At 42.2% G+C, this 26,891-nt stretch carries 16 protein-coding genes; 11 read left to right on the top strand and 5 right to left on the bottom strand.

Annotation, left to right across the window (positions count from 1 at the left end):
* Positions 1-166: 166 nt before the first annotated feature.
* Together BV375_RS10115 and BV375_RS10110 are read right to left on the bottom strand one after the other, a co-directional pair.
* Positions 167-2,089, bottom strand: coding sequence for a transglycosylase domain-containing protein (locus BV375_RS10115; RefSeq protein ID WP_086759992.1), 1,923 nt, complete (start codon positions 2,087-2,089; stop codon positions 167-169).
* A 395-nt stretch (positions 2,090-2,484) separates the two neighbouring features.
* Positions 2,485-2,898, bottom strand: a complete 414-nt coding sequence (locus tag BV375_RS10110) for a KTSC domain-containing protein (protein ID WP_086759990.1) — start codon at positions 2,896-2,898, stop codon at positions 2,485-2,487.
* A 181-nt stretch (positions 2,899-3,079) separates the two neighbouring features.
* Between BV375_RS10110 and BV375_RS10105 the strand changes: the two genes are divergently transcribed.
* Positions 3,080-5,407 (top strand): PhoD-like phosphatase, encoded by a 2,328-nt coding sequence (locus BV375_RS10105; protein WP_086759988.1) that lies wholly within the window; start codon positions 3,080-3,082, stop codon positions 5,405-5,407.
* Between the two features lie 463 nt (positions 5,408-5,870).
* Here BV375_RS10105 and BV375_RS10100 read toward each other — a convergent pair whose 3' ends face one another.
* Positions 5,871-6,422: a nucleotidyltransferase family protein gene (locus BV375_RS10100; protein WP_086759986.1), complete on the bottom strand. Its 552-nt coding sequence runs from the start codon at positions 6,420-6,422 to the stop codon at positions 5,871-5,873.
* A gap of 148 nt (positions 6,423-6,570) precedes the next feature.
* Between BV375_RS10100 and BV375_RS10095 the strand changes: the two genes are divergently transcribed.
* Positions 6,571-7,836, top strand: coding sequence for a plasmid pRiA4b ORF-3 family protein (locus tag BV375_RS10095; protein ID WP_086759983.1), 1,266 nt, complete (start codon positions 6,571-6,573; stop codon positions 7,834-7,836).
* Positions 7,837-7,877: 41 nt separating this feature from the next.
* Positions 7,878-8,405 carry a hypothetical protein gene (locus BV375_RS10090; protein WP_086759981.1) on the top strand — a complete coding sequence of 176 codons (528 nt, stop codon included), beginning with the start codon at positions 7,878-7,880 and terminating at the stop codon, positions 8,403-8,405.
* 43 nt (positions 8,406-8,448) lie between these two features.
* Here the strand turns inward: BV375_RS10090 and dnaG are convergent, their stop codons facing one another.
* Positions 8,449-10,389 carry a DNA primase gene (gene dnaG / locus BV375_RS10085; protein ID WP_086759979.1) on the bottom strand — a complete coding sequence of 647 codons (1,941 nt, stop codon included), beginning with the start codon at positions 10,387-10,389 and terminating at the stop codon, positions 8,449-8,451.
* 180 nt (positions 10,390-10,569) lie between these two features.
* On the opposite strand from dnaG, the gene BV375_RS10080 reads away from it, so the two are divergent.
* From BV375_RS10080 to BV375_RS10050, 7 genes are all read left to right on the top strand, one after another.
* Positions 10,570-11,922: an N-acetylmuramoyl-L-alanine amidase gene (locus tag BV375_RS10080; protein ID WP_086759976.1), complete on the top strand. Its 1,353-nt coding sequence runs from the start codon at positions 10,570-10,572 to the stop codon at positions 11,920-11,922.
* Between the two features lie 1,357 nt (positions 11,923-13,279).
* Positions 13,280-14,869 carry a Re/Si-specific NAD(P)(+) transhydrogenase subunit alpha gene (pntA, locus tag BV375_RS10075; RefSeq protein ID WP_086759974.1) on the top strand — a complete coding sequence of 530 codons (1,590 nt, stop codon included), beginning with the start codon at positions 13,280-13,282 and terminating at the stop codon, positions 14,867-14,869.
* 9 nt (positions 14,870-14,878) lie between these two features.
* Positions 14,879-16,330, top strand: a complete 1,452-nt coding sequence (gene pntB, locus BV375_RS10070) for a Re/Si-specific NAD(P)(+) transhydrogenase subunit beta (protein WP_086759972.1) — start codon at positions 14,879-14,881, stop codon at positions 16,328-16,330.
* A 254-nt stretch (positions 16,331-16,584) separates the two neighbouring features.
* Positions 16,585-16,800 carry a hypothetical protein gene (locus tag BV375_RS10065; RefSeq protein WP_086759970.1) on the top strand — a complete coding sequence of 72 codons (216 nt, stop codon included), beginning with the start codon at positions 16,585-16,587 and terminating at the stop codon, positions 16,798-16,800.
* The gene (locus BV375_RS10060) at positions 16,793-17,209 is read left to right on the top strand and encodes a retropepsin-like aspartic protease (RefSeq protein ID WP_086759968.1); all 417 of its coding nucleotides are present in this window, start codon (positions 16,793-16,795) and stop codon (positions 17,207-17,209) included. The genes BV375_RS10065 and BV375_RS10060 overlap by 8 nt, the downstream gene beginning before the upstream one ends.
* Positions 17,210-17,622: 413 nt before the next feature.
* Positions 17,623-20,916: a leucine-rich repeat domain-containing protein gene (locus BV375_RS10055; protein ID WP_086759966.1), complete on the top strand. Its 3,294-nt coding sequence runs from the start codon at positions 17,623-17,625 to the stop codon at positions 20,914-20,916.
* A 367-nt stretch (positions 20,917-21,283) separates the two neighbouring features.
* Positions 21,284-25,354, top strand: coding sequence for a tetratricopeptide repeat protein (locus BV375_RS10050; RefSeq protein ID WP_086759964.1), 4,071 nt, complete (start codon positions 21,284-21,286; stop codon positions 25,352-25,354).
* Positions 25,355-25,501: 147 nt separating this feature from the next.
* Here the strand turns inward: BV375_RS10050 and recR are convergent, their stop codons facing one another.
* Positions 25,502-26,212, bottom strand: coding sequence for a recombination mediator RecR (recR, locus tag BV375_RS10045; protein ID WP_279432920.1), 711 nt, complete (start codon positions 26,210-26,212; stop codon positions 25,502-25,504).
* A 373-nt stretch (positions 26,213-26,585) separates the two neighbouring features.
* Here recR and BV375_RS10040 point away from each other — a divergent pair, with 373 nt between their 5' ends.
* Positions 26,586-26,879 (top strand): type II toxin-antitoxin system HigB family toxin, encoded by a 294-nt coding sequence (locus BV375_RS10040; RefSeq protein WP_086759961.1) that lies wholly within the window; start codon positions 26,586-26,588, stop codon positions 26,877-26,879.
* Positions 26,880-26,891: the final 12 nt, after the last annotated feature.

The following is a 26,891-nucleotide window of genomic DNA, read 5'->3' as shown; positions in this document are numbered from 1 at the left end:
TCTATGCCCTATCCCTTATGCAGCAACCTTTATAGGTAGGTTGTCACCCTCTGAGATCATCTCCATATTCCTAATACCAATTTGAAAAAAGAATGCGACAAATACACCATTTGTAGAGACGCGATTAATCGCGTCTCTACAAATGGCGTCTTAATGACGAATTATTTTAATTTGGCTTAGGTCGAGGAAATTCAGAAGGCGGTTTAAATTTCATTACTGGTACATCCTTAAGCGCCTTCTGCATGAAATCCTTCCAGACGGGAGTAACCATACCTCCACCTGTCGCACCACTGGCTAATTGTTTGTTATCATCTCTTCCTACCCAGATGGCTGTCGTTAACTGCGGTACAGAACCAATAAACCAAATATCCTTTTCTGAAGAAGTTGTACCTGTTTTACCTGCAACTGGCCGATCAATAGCAGCACCTTTACCAGTTCCTTCAGTAACTACCGATTGCATTACATCTAACAATGCGGCTGATGCCCAAGGGTCAAGAACTTGTTGAGGTTTAGGAGTATTATCTAACAATACATTGCCACTACTATCAGTAATCCGAACAATAGCCGTTGGAGGTGATTGCCAGCCATAATTTGCGAAGGTGGCATAAGCACTAGCCATTTCCAGCGGTGTCACACCAATTGCACCCAATGGTAAAGAACTTACGGCAACCATTTGGCTCCTAATTCCCAAGGTATGGCAGGTGTCAATCACTTTATTTATTCCTACAGCTTTGCCAATCTTAACCGCAGGCACATTACGAGATAGTGCTAAGGCAGTACGAATCGGCATTGCTCCCATAAAGCCACCATCGTAGTTCCGTGGATAGTACCAACCATCACCATCTCGATAGCTAACTGGAGCATCGACTACCGTTGTACTTGGTGTAAACTTACCACTAGCAAAGGCAGTGTAGTAAACAAATGGCTTAAAAGAAGATCCAGGTTGACGCTGTGCTTGAGTTGCTCGGTTAAATTCGCCAGATTTTGAATCTATACCACCTACTAATGCTTTAATAAAGTGCGTGCGGGGATCAATAGCGACTAAAGCCATTTGATTTTTATTTAACCCCCGACCTTCAAGTGTTTTATGCCAATTCTTAATAGTTTCTTCTGCCATCAGTTGGAAGTTGGCATCTACTGTGGTTTGTACCCGCATTCCTTCTTTAAGTAATGCATCACGCCCAAACTTTTTAATTATTTCCTGAACTACGGTATTGGTTACATAAGGAAGAGCACTACCTTGAAATGACCTGATTTTACCAAGTTTGATTTTTTGCTGGAGAGCATCATTATATTCTTGCTGACCGATCCATTTCAGTTGCAGCATTCGTCCCAAAACTTCCTTTTGTTTTTGTTTGGCCAAATTCATATTTACAAAAGGGCTAAATTGTTCTGGCGCTTGGATCAAACCTGCCATCAATGCAGATTCGCCCAGAGTCAAATTTGCTGCTGATTTGTCAAAGTAAGTTCGTGCTGCTGTTTGCACACCATAGTTATTGTGACCCCAATAAACTTGATTGAGGTACATTTCTAAAATTCGGTCTTTACTAATAATTTGCTCTAACCGAACTGCCAGTACCGCTTCTGCTATTTTTCGAGTAAAAGCACGTTTTTTCGATAGAAATATATTTTTCACCAACTGCATGGTGATTGTAGAACCGCCCTCCCGGATACTACCTGCTGCCCAATTGACTAACGCAGCACGTCCAATACCGCCGGGATTAATTCCGTGATGGTTGTAGAAGTGGCTATCTTCACTAGCTAATACTGCTCGTTTTAAATTTGGGGAAATTTCATCTAGCGTTACAATTTTTCTGTTGGCTTCCCCATGTATACCTGCTAAAAGCTTACCTTTAATGTCATAAATATAAGTTGTTTCTTCTGGTAAAAAGTTCCGTAGTTGTCTGACATCTGGTAAATTCCGAAAACTAACTGCTAAACCAACTAGTCCTCCAGCAAGAACAGAACTTGCCAGCATAGTGACTGATAAGAGAGTAACACCAGCTACTTGACCTACTTCTTTCAAAAACTCGGAACGAGATGCAGTCCGAGTTTCTGGCTGCTGTACAAAAGTCTTTAACGAAGACACGGCAATTGTACTCCCGCACTTGTAAATAAAATTTAAATTTATTTAATGAAAATTTAGCCAAATAACTTTTTGCAACTATTATCCTGATAGTTGCAAAAGTAAATAAATTACCAGCTAATATCAAATAATCTATCTTTGTGTAGAGTGTAGCGGAGAAATAATATTGAATCTTCTACTTAAAGAGAGAAATTTCAGTTTTGTTGCGGATTTTTTGTTAAGAATAATTAAACAGTTAAGAAACTTAAACTATTGAGTATAATTTCACATACTTTAGCAAAAATTGCTGCTTAAATCCCCGACTTTTTCAAGAAATCGGGGATCTAAATCTAGTACTTCAGGTAGCTGGGAAACGCTAGAGAAACAGGCTCAACCTTTTGACAAATTTAATCTTTTTTTCACTCGTCGCCAATTTGTTCGCAGTCAAATCTTCCTTTAATTTGTTGATTAAAAAAACTGCCTATTGAGTCAGAAGAATAAAAATCTTCCCAAGTGTCTTCATCTACTCCGAAATACTCATATACTGCTCCATTACGAAACTCAACCTGTAAAGTTTGCTCGTGACTATCGTAGGCGATCGCAGCGGCCATTGATGAGCTAACTGGTAATAGGGCAATAGGTTCTTCTTGGGGAGGAAGTGCCGCAGGTTCAGATACAATCTCGTTTAGTTCTCGCAATCCTTCATAAGCTTGGATGGGTGCAGGGATTTCTAAAAATTCTATCTCGTCGCCTCGATCGAGCAATAACTGCAAATGTCCGTCAGAATGAGCGATCGCAATCAAGCTACTCAAGTCCATTTTCGATAACTTCATTAATTTTGCTCTCCTGTTGGCGTAGAGATGATATTTTTCAGTTGAGAGTGTTAAATTCTTATGCAAAATCGCAACGCTTAATAGTATATTTGTACTATAAAAAGTAGTTTGTTGTCAAGCTTGCAACAGAAAAACACATAACCATTGCAATACGGTTCAAAGAAGGCTTGCACAGTTGGCAATGAACTACCCTTTTGGAGACGAATTTTTACAAGAATTGCCGCTGATTTTGGCGGGGCCATTGTTACAACATACAGAACCCGAAACAGTTACAGTTTGGGTAGCGCTTAAACGTCCTTGTGAAGTGCTACTCCGAGTTTACGAGACAGCTAATGACGGTGCATTAATCGCAAATTGTTTATTTGAAGGCAAACGTTCTACTTTTGCTTTGGGAGAATCGCTACATATTGTGGCAGTAACGGCTGAATCTGCGGGTAAGTATTTGTTGATTAGCGATCGCATATATGCATACGACTTGCAATTTATTGAGGAATCTTCCCAGACTGAGCAAACATTAGCGCAAGCCTTGTGTTCTCACCGCTTTCCCAATGTCAACATCAGCTATTTTGCACATCAAAAACCAACATTTGCCCTGCCACCAAATGATTTAAAAGATTTGCAAATTGTACATGGTTCCTGTCGCAAACCCCACGGTGATGGGTTTGATGCCTTACCGATTCTCGATTGCTTGATTGAGAAAGCAGCAAACCAGCCGCGAAAACGACCTCATCAACTTTTCCTGACTGGCGACCAGATTTATGGTGATGATGTTGCCGATCCGCTGTTGTGGGTATCCAGTCAGTTGGGCGATGCGCTGCTGGGTTGGGAAGAACGGCTACCTTTTGTACAGCAAACAGCTACAGATGCCAGTTATTACACACCAAAACAACTACTTCCCGGACATCGGGCTGAGGTAGCAACTAACCAAGCTGGTTTCACCGCCGGATTACACAATAAAACTGCCAAGGTTAACAGTCACCTGCTAAGTTTAGGTGAGTATTACGCATCTTACCTGTTAGCTTGGTCTCCAGTCTGCTGGCCGACTAGCTTTCCTAAAGGACGAGAGGTTATGGATGGTCATCGAGTTAGCCGTTGCTGGGACAAAGAAGTGCGGGATATGCGGCAATTTATCCACACCCTTTGGAAAGTGCGGCGTGCCTTGGCAAATATTCCCATGTATAGTATCTTCGATGACCATGATGTCAGCGATGACTGGAACCTTAACCAAGCTTGGTGTTTGCGAGTACTAGGACGACCTTTGGGACGCAGAACCGTTCAAAACGCCCTGTTAGCTTATGCAGTTTTTCAAGCATGGGGCAATACACCAAAGCAATTTACAGGTGGTCAACCTGGAGAAAAATTATTGCAGGCGGCTGAGAAATGGTCGGCTTCTCAAGGGATGGATGCTGTAGCTGGGGATGCGATCGCTCGTTACCTAGGAATGCCACCCATCAACCCCAGCACAGGCTTACCAGAGTTTATTCAATATGGCTCAGTATTGGTGCTAGATCGAGATTCTGAAGCACTTACCTGGCATTATACAGTGCGGAGTTTTTGCCATGAAGTAATTGTTTTAGATACACGCACATGGCGGGGTTATCCTGCCGATCAAAAACCAATTGCGCCACCAATGTTGCTATCTCCCCAAGCCTTTGGGCAGCAACTTTCTCAGCCTCTAGAACAAGCAACACATAAACCCAAAGGGCGATCGCAAATGCAAGCTACATTTGTAATTGCACCGACGAATCTCTTTGGTCTAAAAGTAATTGATTGGATTCACCATTGGCATTTACAACGAGAAAAAGTTTATGGCGTAGATGTGGGAGATGCTTGGAATATTAACTACGAAGCATTAGCGAAGTTTCTCACAACTTTATTTGAGCAACGCCAACAAGTTATTGTTCTTTCTGGGGATATTCACTACAGTTCTGTTGTCCGCCTATCTTATAGCAAAACTTCTTCAGGTTCTCAAACAAATTCTGTCTTAGTGCAGTTAACGGCTAGCCCCTTTAAAAATGAAGAGACTATTACTCAAATCATTCATACACGGCTCAAACAATGGCTTTTACCAGAAAAAAGCCGACATTGGATAGGATGGTCAAATTCACCTTATATGGTAGAAATTTCTCCTAATAAATCCCGCCGCAATTATCTGTCACCCCGTCAGCCTGAATGGAATGGTGTAATGGAATGGATTCCGCGAAAAATTACCCAGACTGCTGATTTTGGTAATAATATGGCATGGCTGATGACTTCCAAGCAACAAGCGAAAAATAAAAAATGGATATGGTTGCAGTATTTAACGTTTTGGAAATTATCCTGGTTTCAAGATGGACGCGAAGTGATTGGATTAAATAATTTAGCCTTAGTTCAGTTTGAGATAGATAACAATAACTCTCACAAAGTTATTCAAGATTTGTATTGGTTTTCTACTTGGTATCCTACTCAAATTGTTTATAGCCGCTTTGAGAGCCAACTAAGCGATTCAAAATTAAAAATTAAAAATTAAAACTTGCTTTGTCCACAATTTTTTATTTTGGGCAGAAAATCAAATTTCTCACAATGGAAACATCAACTTTTTACAGCATGTTTCCAGGTTATTGAACCACAGATCCAAAGTAGGGGCACGGCACCAGTAAGATGATTACACTTCTTGCATAAGTCAATGTTTTGAAAATCAAACCATAGATAAATATCTGTGTTTATCGGTGTACCCTACGGGAAGCCACTTCGTGTCTACATCTGTGGTTTTTTATTCTTATTCGGATTTTTGCAAGAGGGGGGAAAGGGAAAAGGTTAAAGGGAAAGGGTTTTGAGTTCCTTTCCTCTTTTCCCCTTTCCCTTTAACCGACTTCTGCAAGAAGTCTAATGTTTCCTACCGCGTGGTCTATTTACTTGAAAAACGTTGTAAGCCTCTCCTCGTTGCGGGGAGAGGAATGGAAGTGGGGTTCTTTGAAGACATCCAACTCACCTTAATTAGAATTGCATTCTGCTAATTGTAAATAGGGGCACTTTTGCAGGAAGCCAGATGCTTTTTTATGAGCATCTGGGTTATAAGTATGCACAGGCGTAGTTCGGATAATGCCATTAAATAAATCATCCAACCCGTAAGGGGTAAAAAATTGCCATTGCCCTTGTGCATCTAACCGAACTCCTACGGCAGTAGCAGTATGTAACCATTCCTTTATTGCGTCCTCTGTACTATTGTAGGGTCTGCGACCAGGACGCCAACGACCAAAACTAGCTTGATTTTTGACATCAAACTGATCGTGAGGAAACTGTTCTGTGAGTGTAGCTTTTGCTGCTAGTTCTTGAGAACGGTTTCCTTTTTGATCGAAGAATGCAATATCAAAATCCTTGATAACTAACTCGCAGTCATTACCAAAAATCGAACGCCAAACAGTATTTCGCACTGCACCACCTGCTAACCACCAGTCAGGTAGGTTAAGTTGAGCGATCGCAGGTAATATCATGCCAACAGGCGTGTCAGCTAGGATCATCTCCAGGCGAGTGTTACTGTTCATATCAAATTTATAGGATTTTCAACTTGCAAGCGAAAATATTACCATTCATCTTTGCTAAAGTTTGTGCATTTCTTCATTCGTAGTACAAACAGCAAAGAATTACACACAAGGTTAAATTTAAATTGAATTTTTAATTTAGTTTTAAATTATGGAAGATTTATTTGCGAAATTAGAACGTACACTCAATCCTGAACTGCCTTCCTTAACAGAGTCACAGCAGCAACTCCTCAAAGAACTAAGCATTGATGAAAATCAACCAGGTACAATTCTGCGTGACTTTCAGACTCTCATTAATTTTCTGCAACCAAAAGGTGTGGAAGTAAGTAGCGTTAATAATCTTCTGCCTTTAAAAGTATTATCAGAACTTAATTTACGGTTGAGTCACCCAATTGACACTAAACTTAAACGTCCTGTACAAAAATCATATCCTTACATCAATGGACTTTATCTGTTATTACGCAGTTCGGGAATAGTTCAAATTAAATCTCAAGGTAAAAAACAACTTTTAGTATTAGATGAAGCTGTCTTAGAAGCTTGGACTAGCCTCAACTTAACTGAACGTTATTTCACTTTACTAGAAGCCTGGTTAATTTGGGGAAATAACGAGATTCTGGGTGAGCGTCAAGATACATGGAATAATTTATTTAAGTGTATTCAATTTTGGGTGCGTGTTCCCGATAAAGGCTTAAAATTTGCTAAATATGAAGACCAACAGGATGTTAGTTATTATCCTGGATTGTATAATATCGCACTTTTAGAATTATTTGGATTCTTAGCTATCAAACAGGGAAAGCCTCAAGAAGGCAAAGGCTGGCGCATTACTAATGTGCAGCGCTCACCTCTGGGTGATGCCATATTTAGGTTACTCTTTCCCATTGGGATGTCAGGAGAATTTGAGGATGAGGTAAATATAAATTTTGGCGAATTGCAGCCAACTTTTAAGCCTTTTTTCCCAGAATGGGAGCATAATTTAATTCTTCCTAAACAAGGCTTCACTGACGGTATTTATATTTTTAAAGTATCCGTCTCTAGGTCTTGGCGGCGTATTGCCATACCAGCTAAGAGACAATTAAGCTGGTTAGCTAGTACAATCCTTGATGCTTTTGATTTTGACTACGATCACCTATACGAATTTAGTTATAAAGACCGTTTTGGTCGCACTTGTAAAATTGGACATCCCTACATGGAATTACCCCCATTTGCTGATCAAGTCCGCATTGGTGATTTACCGCTAGAACCGGGTACAAGCATGACCTATCTTTACGATTTTGGCGACAATTGGGAATTTGATGTGCAATTAGAAGCAATTAATCCACCTGATAACAAAATTAAAAAAGCCAAGATTTTAGAAATTCACGGCGATGCACCGCAACAGTATTGGAGTGAAGATGATGATTGGGATCAAGAGGAGTAAAAAATTCAAAATTCAAAAATAGAGGCAACACGAAAGTTACCGTGCGGGATGCAGATATTCTCAAAACTATCGAACCACAACAACTAAAGCATTACTTGCAATCTCATGGATGGCATGAAGACCGTCCCTTTCTTGATAATGCTACAGTTTGGCTCAAACAAGAACCAGAACATGGTGAGTTTGAAATTTTGTTACCAAATAAGCAACATCTTGGTGATTATCCTACTCGCATTCAAGAAGCTCTCAAAATATTAGAAGAAGTCGAAAATCGCTCACAAATTGAAATTTTAAGCGATCTAATAACCAATGCCTCTAATATTAAAATTCAGGGAGTTGTGATGCGAATTGAAGCCCCTAATGCTGACCAATTAAGTGCTGAAATCACATTACTTGGTGTGGTTTTCGATAAATTGCGTTTAATTAAAACCGAACTAGCTGACCATGAATATATCCTCGCTATTAAAGCTTATCAAGAGCGCTTACCAGTGCTTTGCACAGGTGATTTAATCAAGGAAAATAACATATTAATTCTCAAAAATTCTCGAAAATTTATTCTTGATAATCCTTAAAAAAACTATCCAATACCCGGATAAACACTAATAAATAGGATGCCTATAACAAGTCTGTAATTGAAAATTGCCGTTGACGGTCTAGTTCCTGAAGCCGCAGCTTTTCGGTATAAAAAGCTTGATAATATGATTGCCATCGCTCTGGTTCTGCTTCAGGATCGGTTTCTTGCCACATTTCCAAAAAGTGTCGATAGCGCTTTTCTCGCAATACCCTTTCCATACAAGCGATCGCAGCTTGAACAACTTGAGGAGTACGCAATATTTCCTTCTGGCTTTTCTCGTTAAGATGAAACAAATGAGATACTAAGCCCATCTCTTCAGGAAACTCTGGGTATTTGTCTTGCAGAGTTGAGACTAAATCTACTTCCATCCCCCTAGGTACTTCTACAATCTGTAGCCACAAAAAGCGGTGGTGAGAAAGGCTAAATTGCAAATCTCTCTCTTCTAATGTGTCTAAAATAACTTGACGCTGTTCGGGACAGTGTAGATAAATCCGTAGCAATAGAGCTTCTGCTCGTTCCAATAAACCGCGATCGCTCGCAGCAACAGTTGATTGCGGCTTGGCAACTGAAGTTTGAGAAGATCTGCCATTCTCCCATTTTCTCTTTCCTGGTAGAGGCTGAGAGTAGGTGTTACTAGGAGTAATTTGAGTCAGCAAATTTTCAACTCTTAAGGGAATTAGTCTGGTATCTCCTAAGCTGAGGATTTCAGCACAGTAGGAAATATAATAGTTACGCGTATCATTATTAACTATGTTTTTCAGCAACTTTACTATTTGCTGAGTTACTTGCTGAAAATCTGTAGCCTGTTTTAAATCACGGTCTTTGGTGATTTGATCAATCTGCCAATTGAGCCAGAGTGGTGCATTGGTTAACAGTTGGCGATAGTCTTCTGGGGTATGGCTGTGTAAGTATTCATCAGCATCTTTACCATCGGGGATGTTGAGAATCTTTAGCTGGACTTCGCCCATATATGCCAGTTCGGCAATTTCCCCAATCGCTCTTTCTGCGGCATTAGTTCCAGCATTATCAGCATCAAAGTTGAGCACCAATTGTTTAGAGTCGGTATAGCGTAATACCAAACGTACCTGTTCTAAACTTAGAGCAGTACCCAGGGAAGCGACAACGTTATTAATCCCCGCAGCATGGAGGGCGATCGCATCAAAATATCCCTCTACGACTACAGCTTGATCGAGTTGAGAAATCCCAGATTTGGCTTGATCTAGGGCAAAGAGAGTTTTGCCTTTACTAAAAAGCTCGGTTTCTGGGGAATTGAGATACTTGGGCTGTTCATCGGAAAGGGTTCTCCCGCCAAAGCCAATCACCCGCCCTTGAATGTCACGGATGGGAATCATTAGGCGATCGCGAAACACGTCATAATAACCGCCCCCTTCCTTGCGGGGTTTAATTAATCCCGCTTTTTCTACCAGTTGCACTGGATAGTGTTTACTATCTACCAAATAACGATAGAGTGTCTCCCAACCTGCGGGAGCATAACCTAAGCCAAACTGCTGAATTGTTTCCTCTTGGAGTAGGCGATCGCGTTGGAGATACTGTAGTGCTTTTTGTTCTGGAGATTGTCTCAGGGCGTGTTGATAAAAATGTGCTGTCGAAGCGAGAACTTCATATAGCTGCTCGCGCAAAGAGATCTGTCGTTGTAATTCTTGCCTTTGCTCAGGTTCTAAGGTTTGCACTGGTATTTGGTAACGCCGCGCTAAATCTAGAGTCACTTCAGCAAAGGAACGCTTTCCCAAGTCCATTAAAAATTTAATGGCATTTCCCCCAGCTTGACAGCCGAAGCAGTAGTACATCTGCTTGGTCTGACTCACAGTAAAGCTAGGAGTTTTTTCATCGTGGAAGGGGCATAGACCCACAAAATCTTTACCACGCTTGCGTAAAACTACGTACTCAGAGATGACATCTACAATGTCAGCACGTTGTTTAACTTCTTCAATTGTATCTGGGTGCAAGCGGGGAATTTGCATATTTACTCATGAGTCATTAGTCATTGGTGGTCATCGATCGTTAGTCATTGGTCATCAACTTGGGAGAAATAACAAAGGACAAATGATCAAGGACTCCTGATGGCTATTATATTGTTGTTGCTCAACCAAGAATGAATATAGGATTGCTTAGGCTGAGTCTTATAAGAGGAAACACTGAAGATGGGGCGTATATTTATTTCTGCTGCTCACGGAGGCAAAGAAGCTGGGGGAATTGATCCAGGGACGATCGCTGGTGGGACAACAGAAGCTAGAGAAATGATTCTGTTGCGGGATTTGATTGTAACAGAATTGCGGGCGCGGAGCTTTGAAGTTTTATCAGTTCCCGATGATCTGAGTGCTGCTAATACTATCGCCTGGATAAATTCCCGTGGTCGTTCTACTGATGTGGCGTTAGAAATTCACGCTGATGCAGCTAGTAGTCCCAATGTGCGGGGGGCTAGTGTCTTCTACATTGCCAATAACGAGCAGCGCAAAAGCAATGCTGAACTTTTATTGTTGGGACTGTTGCGCCGCGTACCTCAGTTGCCAAATCGCGGCGTCAAGCCAGATACAGATAGCGGATTAGGTCGGCTAATATTCTGCCGCCAAACAGCGATTCCTTCTTTGTTAATGCAGGTAGGTTTTCTCAGCAATCCTGATGACAGGTCTTTATTGCAAAATCGCCGCCGCGATTTTGCTTTAGGAATTGCTGATGGATTGGCTTCTTGGAGCCGGGCGATCGACCCCAGTCAAGGAAATACTCCAGAAGCAACTTATCCGCCCATTAATATTAATATTAATGGACAGAAATACTCAGAACAAGGAATACTGATTAATGGCAATGCTTATATCCCAATTGATTTAGTAGATCGTTTACGCGTTGATTTATCAAAAATACCTGAAGTTCGCCGAATTACATATCATAAAGTTGTGTATGTAAAAGCCATTGAACTGCGAGATTTTAATGTTTCTGTCAGTTGGGACGCGGCTACTCGCACTGTAAGTTTGCGTTCAATTTTAGTTGTCTGCCCTGGGCAATTTGACCGGATTATATCGAATGGTAATACTTCAGAAGTACAGTTACAGCTATTTCTGAGAAACAATAATGAAAATGCTTTAGTGCAATTTCCTGACATCCCAAAACTCTATCGAGAAGAAGCTAGTGCAGAGGGTATAAACTATGATATTGCCTTTTGTCAAATGTGTGTTGAAACTGGATTTTTACGCTTTGGTGGCGATATTAGACCTGAGCAAAATAACTTTGCAGGCTTAGGTACGATTGGCGGTAGTTCACAAGCAGCTTCTTTTGAAAGCGCCAGAATTGGTGTGAGAGCACACATCCAACATTTAAAAGCTTACGCCAGTTTAGAACCTTTGGTGAACGAAGTAGTAGATCCCAGGTTTCGTTTTGTTACGCGTGGTATTGCTCCATTAATTGATCAGTTATCAGGACGCTGGTCAGCAGATTTAGATTATGGTGCAAAGATTACCGCCATGCTCAAACGTTTGTATGAATCAGCAGGATTCCAATGATTGTTGACTCAAGGGTTAAAAGGTTTGCCATCTGTAGCGGTATAAGCAGCATAAGTTGCAGTGGCGATCGCTCTTTGGTTACCAGCACTAGTAATGGTACGGAAAGCCATCTGAGTCAGTCTCTAGTTGAGTAATTGGCAATTCTAGATCTTTTTTTCCTAAAGGTAAAGTTTAGTTGCAATATATTTACCCCTAGATATATAGTGTTAATTTATTAATTAAAGCTAGTCAGCTTTCCTGGCACATTTAATAGTTGAAATTCAATTGAATTAACAGGTAAGAGCACTATTATCTTGCAATATTATAGTTTTTCTCCATGCTTTGTTAAGAATTTCGCTCCTTTAAGCTAAGTCTTCCCTCTGTTAATACCTACTACCTGAATCCTGAGTTATTACCTCAGAATTCAGGATTATTTTTTGTAATTTTATAATTAAAAATTGCCAACTAAGTCTCATTAGTAAATATTAAAGTCTAATGCAAAGTTCATTTACAGACTTAGAATTAAGATTTTTTAGTATATATGAATATAGTATAATACTATATTTTGGTTTAATTTATTAGCATAGCTACAATAAACTTCGCTAAAAATACGCAAAATATATTCTGGATTAATTACATATCTGCTTTATAAAATAACTATAGACTTGTATTAATTTAAATACTAATTTAATACAAAGTTTTGTTTTCTGCAATTAAATGTAAAACTTAAAAATATATGATGGCAACAAGTTTTTTATGGTAATAATTTACTCAAAACTTGTGAAGAATTACTACAAATTTAGATACAATACACTATACTAAATATTATGTTTAACATAAGTAATTCAACCAAATATAAACATAAAACCTGAGTGAGGGAGGCAAAAAGCAAAGACACTTTGTGTACAAAGGTTGTTGGAGCAGCTTCCGCTGTAGACACCTGAAAAGCGGTTTGCCGTTAGCGCACAGTCTTCGGAGAGTTCTTAGGATTCCAATAAGTGGCGTGCGATGGGCGTAACGAAATTTATTTCAGAGTATTTTTGAGGTTGGTGCAAGATCTAAACCTCCGGCTAGCGGCGATCGCCATTAGCAACATATCAAAAGAAATATTAGAATCCTGATTTTCCTCAATCCTTTGTGCTTTCAGGGTTACAAATTTAACTTGCATACAGCCAGCAGCTAGGATAGCTATCAACAACAAAATGTTTTGGCGTTGCTGAAACAAAAGATGAAATTACAACATTAAAATTTCAAAATCCTTATCTTCTCTGCGCCTCTGCATGAGACATTCATCCTGAAATTTAGCAACACCGAATTTTGAATTGCTTAGTGTCTCTCTTTATTTGGGGAACTCAGCTAAATCAAAAGGAGAACACCAATGAAGGTTGGTATTCCAAAGGAAGTCTATCCTGACGAACACCGTGTAGCAGCTACGCCAGACACAGCCAAACGGTTGCAAAAGCTTGGATTTGATGTGCTGGTTGAGAGAAATGCTGGTTATGCGGCAAACTTTGCTGATGATGCTTATACTCAAGCAAATTGCCAGATTGCTCCGGATGCTGCAACTTTATGGGCAGAGGCAGATATTGTACTTAAGGTGCGCCCACCCCAAATGCATCCTGATGAATGTAAACATGAAGCAGATTTTCTGCATCAGGGAAGCACGCTGATCAGTTTTATCTGGCCTGCCCAAAATCCTGAACTACTACAAAAACTGGTAGCACGCCAAGCTACAGTGTTGGCGATGGATGCAATCCCCCGTATCAGTCGGGCGCAAAAGCTGGATGCCTTAAGTTCAATGGCAAATCTCGCTGGCTACCGTGCGGTGATTGAAGCTGCTAACCACTTTGGGCGCTTCTTTAACGGTCAGATTACCGCAGCGGGCAAAGTGCCACCTGCAAAGGTGATGATTATTGGGGTTGGTGTAGCGGGATTAGCAGCAATTGGTACTGCTAAAGGATTGGGTGCAATTGTACGAGCTTTTGATACACGCTTGGTAGTAAAAGAGCAGGTAGAAAGCTTAGGTGCAGAGTTTCTCGAACTCAACTTTGCCGAAGACGGTACTGGTGAAGGCGGCTACGCCAAGGTGATGAGCGACGAATTTATCAAAGCTGAGATGGAATTGTTTGCTGCTCAAGCTCAAGAAGTTGACATCATCATTACCACAGCCCTCATCCCAGGTAGAAAAGCACCTGTGCTGATTACCCAAGAAATGGTTGAGAGCATGAAAGAGGGGTCAGTTATCGTTGATTTGGCAGCAGAGCAAGGTGGTAATTGCGCTTGTACTCATCCTGGTGAAATCTACCGTTACAAGGGAGTAACGATAGTGGGTTTGACAGATTTGCCCAGCCGGATGGCGCAACAAGCCAGTCAACTTTACGGTAACAATCTTTGTCATCTGCTCGAAGACATGGGTGGAGCGAGTAATTTCCAAATCAATCTCGAAGATGAGGTAGTTAGGAGTGCCTTAGTAGTTCATGCTGGCGAGATTACTTATCCCCCACCAAAGATTGAGAAAAAAGTAGAGGTAACAGAAAACAAAAGTAGCAAAAGTGAAGATAAAGTCAAAGAGCCGATTCAAGTCTTAGCAACTGCACCAATTTCTCCAGTTCCCAGTGCGGCGAAAGGTGGGAGTAACATGATTTGGCTGTTGTTAGTTGGTTTAGCTTTACTTGGCATCGGGATTAATGCGCCTCCAGAATTTCTTTCTCATTTCATCGTGTTTGTCCTAGCTTGCTTTATTGGTTGGCAAGTGATTTGGAATGTGAAACCGGCTTTGCACACACCGCTGATGAGCGTTACCAACGCTATTAGCGGCATCATCATTATTGGCGGGATGCTGCAAATCTCTGGAGGATCGAGTTCATCTACTACTATTCTCGGAGCGATCGCAATTCTCGTAGGCACGATTAACATTTCCGGCGGTTTCCTAGTCACTCAACGAATGCTCAAGATGTTCCAAAGGTAGAACAAAAATATGTCAAATAACTTACTGACAGTGGCGTATATTGTGGCTAGCGCCTTATTCATTCTCAGCCTTGGGGGACTGTCTGACCAGGAAACTGCTCGCCAAGGCAATGTTTACGGCATTGTGGGAATGCTGATTGCTTTCGTAGCTACCGCACTTTCCCTAGATATGAACGCTTATGGCATCTTGGGGTCAGTTGTTATCCCTGGAGCCGTGATTGGTGCAATTGTTGCTTCGCGGGTGGCGATGACTTCCATGCCGGAACTAGTGGCAATTCTGCATAGTTTTGTGGGTGCAGCCGCAGTTCTCGTAGGTATTGCCAATTATCTCCAAGAAACGCGATCGCTCACGCCTGTAGAATCCACAATTCACCAAATAGAAATATTTGTTGGTGTATTTATTGGTGCAGTCACCTTTACAGGTTCGATTATTGCCTTTGGTAAACTGCGGGGTATCATCAGCAGCAAACCGTTACTACTACCAGGACGGCACTTACTGAACTTGACTATGCTTGCGGCTGCAATCTGGCTTGGTAGCCAATTTATTGGTGCAGAGGCAATAACTGGACTGCAACCGCTATTGATCATGTCTGCAATTGCCTCAGTCTTAGGCATTCATCTCGTCATGGCAATTGGTGGTGCTGATATGCCGGTAGTGATTTCCATGCTCAACAGCTACTCAGGATGGGCTGCTGCTGCTGCTGGTTTCATGCTATCGAACGATTTGCTGATCATTACAGGTGCTTTGGTAGGTAGTAGTGGGGCGATCCTCAGCTACATCATGTGCAAAGCCATGAACCGTTCCTTCATCAGCGTCATTTTAGGAGGTTTTGGCGCTCAGACAAGTGCAAGTGCTGGAGATGGCGAACAGATAGAGGGTAAAGTTACCTCAACTACAGTTGAAGATACAGTTGAACTCCTATCCCGTGCCAAGAGCGTGATCATCGTCCCTGGCTACGGTATGGCAGTAGCGCAAGCACAACATGGAGTCTCAGAAATTGTCAAACGACTGCGCGATCGCGGCATTAAAGTTCGTTTTGGTATCCATCCTGTAGCTGGTCGTATGCCGGGACACATGAACGTGCTGTTAGCGGAAGCGAAAGTGCCCTACGACATCGTATTAGAGATGGATGAAATCAATGAGGATTTCACTGAGACAGATGTAGTATTGGTCATTGGTGCTAATGACACTGTTAACCCCAGCGCTTTAGAAAACCCCAATAGCCCGATTGCGGGAATGCCAGTCCTGGAGGTTTGGAAAGCTGGCACTGTGATAGTGATGAAGCGCAGTATGGCTAGTGGCTACGCTGGAGTGGAAAATCCTCTATTCTACAAGCACAATACCCTGATGTTGTTTGGCGATGCCAGGAAAAATATTGATGCTACTGTTGGCAAACTTGCCGAGTTGAGCGAGGAAAGCGTCAACCTTAACTTAGCTGTAAAACCAGCATTTTCCACTTAACAAGACTGAATATAGTCAACAACAAGAACCCCGACTTCTTCAAGAAGTTGGGGTTCTGAGCGTATTGAATGCGTAGACGCGGTAGACGAGCGGAGCGAGGCTTCTCGAAGAGTACTGCTTGTCGTAGACATCGCATCTTGTAGCAAATTGATTGTAGCGATGAAAAATGCGATCGCGTTTCAACTTATAACTTATTAATATTTGTCCAATTACAGCAAGTTAAAATCATATCTAGTTATTCTTTCTCCGCCCAGATGAGCATAGCAGAATTATTCCCGACCTTGCGAAATCTGTCTCGTGCAGAAAAATTACAGGTCATGCAGTTTTTAGTTCAAGAATTAGCAGATGAAGAAGCATTGTCACTGCAACCGGGAGCTACTTATCAAGTGTGGTCTCCGTTTAATTCCCATGATGCTGCTTTGAAGCTAGGCGCACTTTTGGAAGAAGACAGACAACCAAGCGATGGTTAATGCTCAAAGGTTTCCTTTTATTGAAGCACCTGATGCATTTGGCGATATTGACGCAGTACCACTATTACCTTTGACATTAGCTTACCGAAATTCAATTGTAGAAGTTACTGGACTGCTAGATACAGGAGCCAGCATTAACGTTTTACCTTACTCTTTAGGTATTCAACTAGGAGCAGTTTGGGAAGAATTGAATACTTCCGTGCAACTAGCTGGTAATTTAGCACCTGTTGAAGCCAGAGGATTAGTTTTATCAGCCCAAATTGGTACTTTTTCGCCTGTGCGATTGGTTTTTGCATGGAGCCTTACAGATAATGTGCCATTACTGTTAGGGCGGATGAACTTTTTTCTAGAATTTGATGTTTGCTTTTACCGTTCGCAAATGGCATTTGAACTACGTCCAAAGTCATAAGCTGACGATAAAAATTTGTAATGCGTAGACTCAGAGTGGTGAAGCATCTTGTGGCAATTTGATTGCATCGGTCTGTTATGCCAATACATTGAGTTGTTATATTAATACGCCGCTCTGTTATGCCAATACATCGGGCTGTTATATTAATACGTCGCCCTGTTATGCCAATACATTGAGTTGTTATATTAATACGCCGCTCTGTTATGCCAATACATCGGGCTGTTATATTAATGCATCGCCCTACAATTGAATTGTATCAAGTCATTATGGCTATATTCACATAAGTTAGAATATCTTGAAAGCGTGAATGCTAGGGATAGCAATAGTTTGACCTTCTGCCTCCTGCCTCCTGCCTCCTGCCTTTTGTATAATTTTTATCAATCTTTTTTCCTTTTACCCTTTTGCTAGGAATTATGACGCAGGATGAGTTATTGCTACTGATAGATCGCGCGGCGGCTGAGGGTTGGCGAGAGTTAGACTTGTCGGGGCAAGAGTTGACTGAGTTACCTGGGGAAATTGGTAAATTGCAGCAGCTTGAGTCTTTGATTTTGGGAAAGAAGGTTAAAGGTTATGAAGAAGTAGGAGGCCGCATTGTCGAAAAAGTTTCAGGCAATAATTTAAGAATCCTTCCACTCGAACTATTGGGTTTGCCTAATTTGCGTAAGTTGGATATTAGTGGCAATCCTTTAGAGAGCATTCCCGATGTGGTAACGCAAATACTACATTTAGAAGAACTTATTTTAATTCGAGTAGAGCTAACTGAAATACCTGATGCGATCGCAAAATTAACCAATCTGAGGCAGCTTTACCTTAGTAGCAACCAAATAACCAAGATACCAGACGCGCTAATTAAATTAACCAATCTGACGCGGCTTGTCCTTAGTGGCAACCAAATCACCGAGATACCAGACGCGCTAATTAAATTAACCAATCTGACGCGGCTTGACCTCGGTGGCAACCAAATCACTGAGATACCAGACGCGCTCACTGAATTAACCAATCTGACGCGGCTTGACCTCGGTGAAAACCAAATCACCGAGATACCAGACGCGCTGGCTAAATTAACCAATCTGATGCAGCTTTACCTCAGTTCTAACCAAATCACCAATATTCCAGAAGCGATCACAAAAATAACCAATCTGACGCAGCTTGACCTCAGTTACAACCAAATTACCCAGATTCCAGAGGCAATCGCGAATTTAACTAATCTGACTACGCTTTTCCTGTATAAAAACCAAATTACACAAATTACAGAGGCGATCGCCAATTTAACAAATCTGACGCGGCTTCTCCTCAGTTGGAATCAAATTACCGAGATTCCAAAGGCAATCGTGAATTTAAGCAATCTGAATACTCTTCACCTCCATAACAACCAAATTACGCAGATTCCAGAGGTTGTCGCTAATTTAACCAATCTGGCGGAGCTTTACCTCAGTTCTAACCAAATTACGCAGATTCCAGAGGTTGTCGCTAATTTAACCAATCTGACGGAGCTTAAACTCTATAAGAACCAAATTACGCAGATTCCAGAGGCGATTGCTAAATTAACCAATCTGAGGCTGCTTGACCTCTGTAACAACAAAATAACCGAGATTCCAGAGGCGCTTGAAAGTTTGCCGAAACTGGAAAAACTAGATTTACGGGGAAATCCGCTTCCTATTTCACCAGAGATTTTAGGATCTTCTGATGATGTTGGTTCAGTTGAAGAAATTTTCAATTACTTGCGATTACTCCGTAGTGGTGAAGTGCGTCCACTCAACGAAGCCAAACTCTTGCTTATTGGACAAGGCAGCGTCGGCAAAACATCCCTCATCGAGCGACTAATCCGCAATAAATATGATAAAAATCAACCCCAAACTGACGGACTCAATGTACAAACTTGGAACGTGCAGGTCAATAGCAAAGACATCCGCCTCAATGTTTGGGACTTTGGCGGACAGGAAATTTATCATGCCACCCATCAGTTTTTTCTAACTAAGCGCAGCCTCTATCTCCTAGTCTGTAATTGTCGCACCAGCGAAGAAGAAAACCGCATCGAATATTGGCTGAAACTAATCGAAAGCTTCGGCGGACAGTCCCCCGTGATTATCGTTGGCAACAAAAAAGACGAACAACCCCTCGACATCAACCGCAAGGCATTACGCGAAAAATATCCTAACATCCAAGCGATTATCGAAACCTCCTGCCAAGAAAATATCGGCATTGATGAACTTCGCACCGCAATTTTGCAGCAAATCGCCAAGCTAAAAGAAGTCTACGACCTTCTACCGCTCTCATGGTTTGAGGTTAAACAACAACTCGAATCTATGCCCCAAGACTTCATCACCTACGGTAACTATATCGGCATCTGCTACGAAAACAAAATTCCCGAAGAACAAAACCAAGAGCAACTGATCGACCTGCTGCATCGACTCGGCTTAGTTCTCAACTTCCGCGAGCATCCCATCCTCAAAGATACCAACGTCCTCAAACCCAACTGGGTGACAGAAGGCATTTACGCGCTCCTGAGCGATGAAATTCTCAAAACTAAAACCAAAGGCATTTTCACCCCCGCCGATCTCATCCGCATCCTCAATCCAGAGCGTTATCCCACCCAGCGTCACGGCTATCTGATCGGGCTGATGAAAGAATTTGAGCTTGGCTTTGAACTAGAATGTTATCCACCACAATTCTTGATTGCGGGACTTCTACCTAAAGACCAACCAGACGAAACAGAACTCCAAGGCGAAACCCTCGAATTTCAATACCATTACAAAGTTCTCCCCGAAAGCATCATTTCCCGTTTCATCGTCAACACCCACGAAAAAATTCATAACCAAATCTATTGGCGCAGTGGCGTAATGCTGCAATATGAAGAACACAACGAAATCTACAACATCGCTCGCATCAAAGCCGACCCCGAAGACAAAAAAATCTTCATCACCATTAGCGGACGCAAAGAAACCCGCCGCTTATTTCTCGGCATCCTCCGCGATGTCTTCAATAAAATCCACAAAAGTCTTCCCAATCTCGAAATCACCGAATGGGTTCCTGTCCCCAACCATCCCAACCACCCGCCCCTCGACTACCAAGAACTTCTGGGGCTTGAGGCAATGGGTGAAAGCACAGTCACCATCGGCAAACTAAAATTAAAACTCGATTTACGTCAACTTTTAGACGGCTACGAATCACTAGAATCGCGTCGAAAATCACAAAAAGGAGATAACGATGCAGATGATAGGACTGTATACGAAGATATGCGAGAGATTGCTAAACTAGCCGTCAGTAGACCAATTATTAATAAAGCTGAGGCAAAGGCTGTGTCAGAAAATTCTCAATTCACAAATAATCTTCAAGGCGCAAACATCGCCAACTTTGCCAACGAAGTCAAAGACAACGCCAGTCAGCAAGCCTCTAACTTCAATCAAACAAGCGGCGCAAACATCAGCGAAATTCTGCAACTGATCGGCAACCTGCGCCAAACTGCCGCCCAATTCCCACCTGAAATCCGCGACGACATCATTATTGATATAGATGATGTAGAAGCAGAAATTCAAAAGCCAGAACAAGAACAGAATAAACCCAAACTCAAAAAGCGTCTAACAGCTTTACTAACTGCTGCTACTGTAGCTGCTACAACAATTGCAGGTATGACAGATTTTGCAAACAATGTTATGGAAATAGGAAGCAAATTAAACATCGAACTCCCGCTTCCCCGTGCTAAATAGCGGTATGTCGGAGATTTGAGCGTCTTGAAAGCGTAGACGCGGGAGCAGCTTGTCATCGACATCGCATCGGCTTGTTATATTAATGCATCGCCCTGCAATCGAATTGCATCGCCTTATTATGTTAATGCATCGACTTGCGATCGCATTGCATCGGCTTGTTATATTAATGCATCGGTCTGCAATTGAATTGCATTGTCATTCGATGCGATCGCACCTACATTTTGTTGCAAAAACTGACAGCAGCAACATTCATCTTTGATGCAACCTTAAACTAAATTCCATCTAATAAGTATATATTTTGACAGATTTATCTCTGCAACTGCATTGATGTGTTAGTAATGTTGCTGTACATAATTAATACTAGACTATGAATAATAAAACCATAAAAAGCGATTTTTTTACATATCTAAAACCTAAATTTAAGTTTTACTGTTTAATCTGCTTGCTGAGTGTAGTTCTATTATCCGAGTCAGTCAGAGCAAAAGCCACGCTCAAACAGACACAAATCGCACAGCAGCCAACTACAAACCAGCAAGATGCAACTCAAAGTCCAGCAGCAAAAGCCTATGAAGAAGGGATGGCACTCTATCAACAAGGTACAGCAGAATCACTAAGACAGGCAATAGAAAAATTGCAAGTAGCGCTGGTATTGTGGCAGAAAGCAGGGGATCAAAAATGGCAAGCTACTACGTTAAATAATATCGGTGCCGTTTACGACGATCTAGGGGAAGAGCAAAAAGCTTTGGAATATTACAACAGTGCGCTCTCACTGCGGCGTGCGGTGGGTGACAAGGGTGGCGAAGCTAATTCTTTAACCAATATCGGCGGGGTCTACTTAGATTTAGGGGAAAAGCAAAAAGCTTTAGAATATTTCAACAATGCACTCCCACTACGGCGTGCGGCGGGTGACAAGGGTGGCGAAGCTCTTACTCTCAATAATATCGGCGCAGTTTACGACAATTTGGGGGAAGAGCAAAAAGCTTTGGAATATTACAACAATGCACTCTCACTGCGGCGTGCGATCGGCAACAAGAGTGGGGAAGCTAATACCTTAACTAATATCGCAGGAGTTTACGACGATTTAGGGGAAAAGCAAAAAGCTTTGGAATATTACAACAATGCACTCTCACTGCGACGTGCGATGGGCGACAAAAGAGGGGAAGCTAATACCTTAACTTACATCGGCGGAGTTTACGACAATTTAGGGGAAAAGCAAAAAGCTTTGGAATATTACAACAATGCACTCTCACTGCGACGTGCGATGGGCGACAAAAGAGGGGAAGCTAATACCTTAACTTACATCGGCGGAGTTTACGACAATTTAGGGGAAAAGCAAAAAGCTTTGGAATATTACAACAATGCACTCTCACTGCGACGTGCGATGGGCGACAAAAGAGGGGAAGCTAGTACCTTAACTCACATCGGCGGAGTTTACTCCGATTTAGGGAAAAAGCAAAAAGCTTTGGAATATTTCAATAATGCACTCCCACTGGTGCGTACATTTGGTGACAAGGATGGGGAAGCTGATACCTTAACTAATATCGGGCAAATTTACTCAGATTTAGGGGAAAAGCAAAAAGCTTTGGAATATTTCAACAGTACTCTTCCAATGTATCGTGCGGTGGGCGATAGGCGTGGAGAAGCTCTTACTCTCAATCATATCGGTGCAGTTTACTCAGATTTAGGGGAAAAGCAAAAAGCTTTGGAATATTTCAACTCTGCTCTCCCACTGCGGCGTGCAGTCGGTGACAGACGTGGGGAGGCTAATACATTAACTTATATCGGCTTAGTTTACTCCCATTTAGGAGAAAAACAAAAAGCTTTGGAATATTTCAATAGTGCACTTCCAATCCAGCGTGCAGTGAGCGACAAGGGTGGCGAGGCCAATATCTTAACTAACATCGGGCTAGTTTACAACGACTTATGGGAAAAGCAAAAAGCTTTAGAATATTTCAACTCTGCTCTCCCAATCCAGCGTGCGGTGAGCGACAAGGGTGGAGAAGCTGTTACCTTAGCTAATATCGGGATAGTTTACGCAGATTTATGGGAAAAGCAAAAAGCTTTAGAATATTTTAACAATGCACTCTCACTACTGCGGACAGTAGGTGACAAGCTTGGGGAAGCTGCAACTTTACATAATATCGGTGCAGTTTACAACAATTTAGAAGAAAAGCAGAAGGCTTTGGAATATTTCAACAGCGCACTCTCACTGCGACGTGCAGTGGGCGATAGACGCGGGGAAGCTTCTACGTTGAGTAATATTGGAGACGTTTACAACGATTTAGGGGAAAAGCAGAAAGCTTTGGAATATTTCAACTCTGCTCTCCCACTGCGTCGTGTAGTAGGTGACAGAGGTGGCGAAGCTATTACCCTCAATAACATTGGGGGAGTTTACGACGATTTAGGGAAAAAGCAGAAAGCTTTGGAATATTTCAACTCTGCACTGCCACTGCGGCGTGCGGTGGGCGATAGACATGGAGAAGCTACTACCTTGACTGCTATCGGTTATGTTTACGACACTCTAGGGAAAAAACAGAAAGCTTTGGAATCTTACAACTCTGCTCTCCTACTGAGGCGTGCAGTGGGCGATAGACGTGGTGAAGCTATTACGTTGAATAATATCGGCTATCTTTATGACAATTTAGGGGAAAAGCAGAAAGCTTTGGAATATTTCAACTCTGCTCTCCCGTTGTCTCGCACGGTGGGTGACAAGAGTGGGGAAACTACTACTCTTGGTAACATCGCTTACTTAGAACGCAGTCGTGGTAACTTGCAAGCAGCCCGCACCAATGTAGAAGCAGCTATCAAAATTATTGAAGAATTACGCACCAAAATTGACAGCAAAGAACTCCGAAGTTCTTACTTCGCTACCAAGCAGCATCTTTACAAATTCTACATCGACTTGCTGATGGAACTGCACAAAAAAGAACCGTCCCAAGGATACGATGCATTAGCTCTGCACTACAGCGAACGCTCCCGCGCTCGCAGCCTCATAGAATTGTTAAACGAGGCTCATGCCAAAATTTTTAAAGGTGCAAACCCACAATCAGTAGCACAAGAACGTAATTTACGACAGCAAATTGATGCTAAAGATACACTGCGGCGCAATTTACAAACATCAGCAAGTAATAACACTCCAAAAACTCAAGCATCTATTCAAAAACTAACTACAGAAATTACAAATCTCCTGGCACAATACCAAGAAATACAAGCAAAAATTCGTACTAGCAACCCAGTATATGCAAAATTGACAAACCCAGACCCGGAAAAGGACATTCTCAAATTACCCCAAATTCAGCAACAACTCGATAAAGACACCCTACTATTGCAGTATTCTTTGGGAGATGAACATAGTTATTTGTGGGCTGTCACTCCCACATCGATGCAAGCTTACACACTCCCGCCACGCAAAGAGATAGAAGAAGTTGCCACAAAATTTCATTCAAGCTTGCAAGCAGGAACAGCTAGCGATTTATCGATCTCAAGGGCAAAAAAACTTACTCAACTCATCCTTACACCTGTTGTTGATAAACTAGCCCGAAAGCGTTTAGTAATTGTTGCTGATGGTGCATTACAGACCATTCCTTTTGCAGCGTTGGCTGACATAAGTGCAAATAAATACCAACCATTAATGGTAAATCATGAAATTGTCAATTTACCCTCAGCTTCAACTATTGCCTTTCAACGCCAACAACTCGCCAAGCGACATCCAGCACCGAAAGCTTTAGCTATCCTCGCTGATCCAGTATATAGTGCTACCGATGAGCGAGTGACAGCTAAACCCGAAAAATCCTCACTCGGCTCAAACCTTGACCTCGAGCGTTCTGCACTGGAGCGTTCCGCCAGAAGCCTGAAACGCAATGGTTGGGATAGGTTAAAAAATACTGCAACAGAAGCCAAAGAAATATTAAAGCTGATACCAGCAGCAAACACCTTGGAAGCCGTGAATTTTGATGCTAATTACAACTGGGCAACCAGCAGCACCCTCAGTCAATTCCGCATTTTACATTTTGCTACTCACGGTTTTGTCAATTCTGACCAACCAGAGCTATCAGGGATTGTACTGTCATTAGTTGATAAAAAAGGCAATCCCATCAGTGGCTACTTGCGCTTGGAAGATTTGTTTAACCAAGATTACCCAGCCGAGCTAATTGTCTTGAGTGCTTGCGAAACTGGACTAGGTAAAAACGTCAATGGTGAGGGATTAGTTGGTTTAACACGCGGGTTAATGTATGCAGGCGCAGCGCGGGTTGTGGTGTCACTGTGGCAAGTTAGCGACGAAGGCACATCAGTATTGATGCAGGAATTTTACAAACAGATGTTGCAGCAAGGTAAAACTCCAGCCCAAGCTTTGCGTGCAGCGCAAAGCAAGTTATGGCAAGAGGGGCGCAGCCCTTATGAATGGGCAGCTTTTACGTTGCAAGGCGAATGGCGGTAGGGAAGACGCGGGAACATTGTATGCGATCGCATTGCCTTGCTATATTAATACATCACCCTGCAATTGAATTGCATCGTCTTTTTCCATCATCTGAGCGCGATCGCCTGAATAAAAAAATCGAAACCTCAATCCTCCTTGTCCCTTCCCCTAATCCAACTCTCGCCGCCCTTCCAACGCCCTTGCCAAAGTCACCTCGTCAGCGTACTCCAAATCCCCACCCACAGGCAAACCAAAGGCAATCCGCGTCACCTTAGTAAATGGTTTTAATAGCTGACCAATATATAGTGTCGTCGTTTCCCCTTCGACACTGGGACTAATTGCCAAAATCACTTCCTGGGGTTTTTGTTGACTTACCCGCCGCACTAAAGCTTGAACAGTCAACTGTTCTGGGCCAATACCATCCATTGGCGAAATCACCCCACCCAAAACGTGATACTTACCTTTAAACTCGCGGGTTTTTTCCAGTGCAATCACATCACGAGAATCCGCCACCACACAGATAGTATTGATATCACGGTTAGGATTGCGGCAGATTTCACAAACTGGTTCAGCAGATAAATGAAAGCAGACAGAACACAAGCCCACCTGTTTTTTAGCATCAATCAGAGCTTGTGCCAAAGCCTCTACTTCCGTTTCTGGTCGCTTCAAAATATGCAAAGCCAATCGCTGGGCTGACTTCGGCCCAACTCCCGGTAGGCGTTGCAATTGCTCAATTAACCGTGCTAAAGGACGTGCGTAAACCGTAGCTTTATCTCCAGAATGTTTTACCTTAACTATGATGACATTCTTAGAACATTTTGGGGCTGAAGTAGAAATTACGCCTCGACTACGCTCAGGGTTACGCCGAGCGTAGTCCATTGGTGTCAACTTAAGCTCAAACGCTTATCCCACATACGTTTTACCCCACCCCTTAATCCCCTCCCCCGAAGTTTGCTCAACGGGGGGGAACCCCCGCACGCAACTTCTCTCCGCCTGCGGGGAGGGGAAGTTTTGGCTTTAGACAAAACTGGGGTGGGGTGACGAGGATCGTAATGGTAGGTGAGTGAATACAAAATCACGTTTTAACAAGGGTTTCACGTTAAGTTGACACGTATGAGCGTAGTCGTACTCCTACTCTACGAGAAGGGCTACGCCCAACGGATAACCCGCAGGGTAGGGTTACCTCATGCATACACGGGATTTGCAACTTTAGAGGATTTACTCTCATAGTCGGAGTAATTATAATCTCATTATGCGAATCATTGCCCGTAGTACTTTACGAAAGTTCTGGGAAGCATATCCAGATGCCGAACAGCCATTAAAAGCTTGGTTTGATGAAGCATCTCGTGCCGAATGGGACAGTCCAGCAGATATCAAAAGCATCTATCGCAATGCCAGTATTCTTGCTAATAATCGTGTTGTTTTTAATATTAAAGGCAATGATTACCGCTTAATTGTTCATGTTCGTTATGAGATTAAAATTATTTTTATTTGTTTTATTGGAACGCATCAAGAATACGATAACGTAGATGCGACAAGTATTTGAGGCAGTAATTAT

The sequence above is a fragment of the Nostoc sp. 106C genome (assembly GCF_002154725.1).
In the GTDB taxonomy this organism is placed as follows: domain Bacteria; phylum Cyanobacteriota; class Cyanobacteriia; order Cyanobacteriales; family Nostocaceae; genus Aulosira.
Note: the sequence above shows the minus strand (reverse complement) of the source record. Positions and strands in the feature narration are given on the sequence as shown.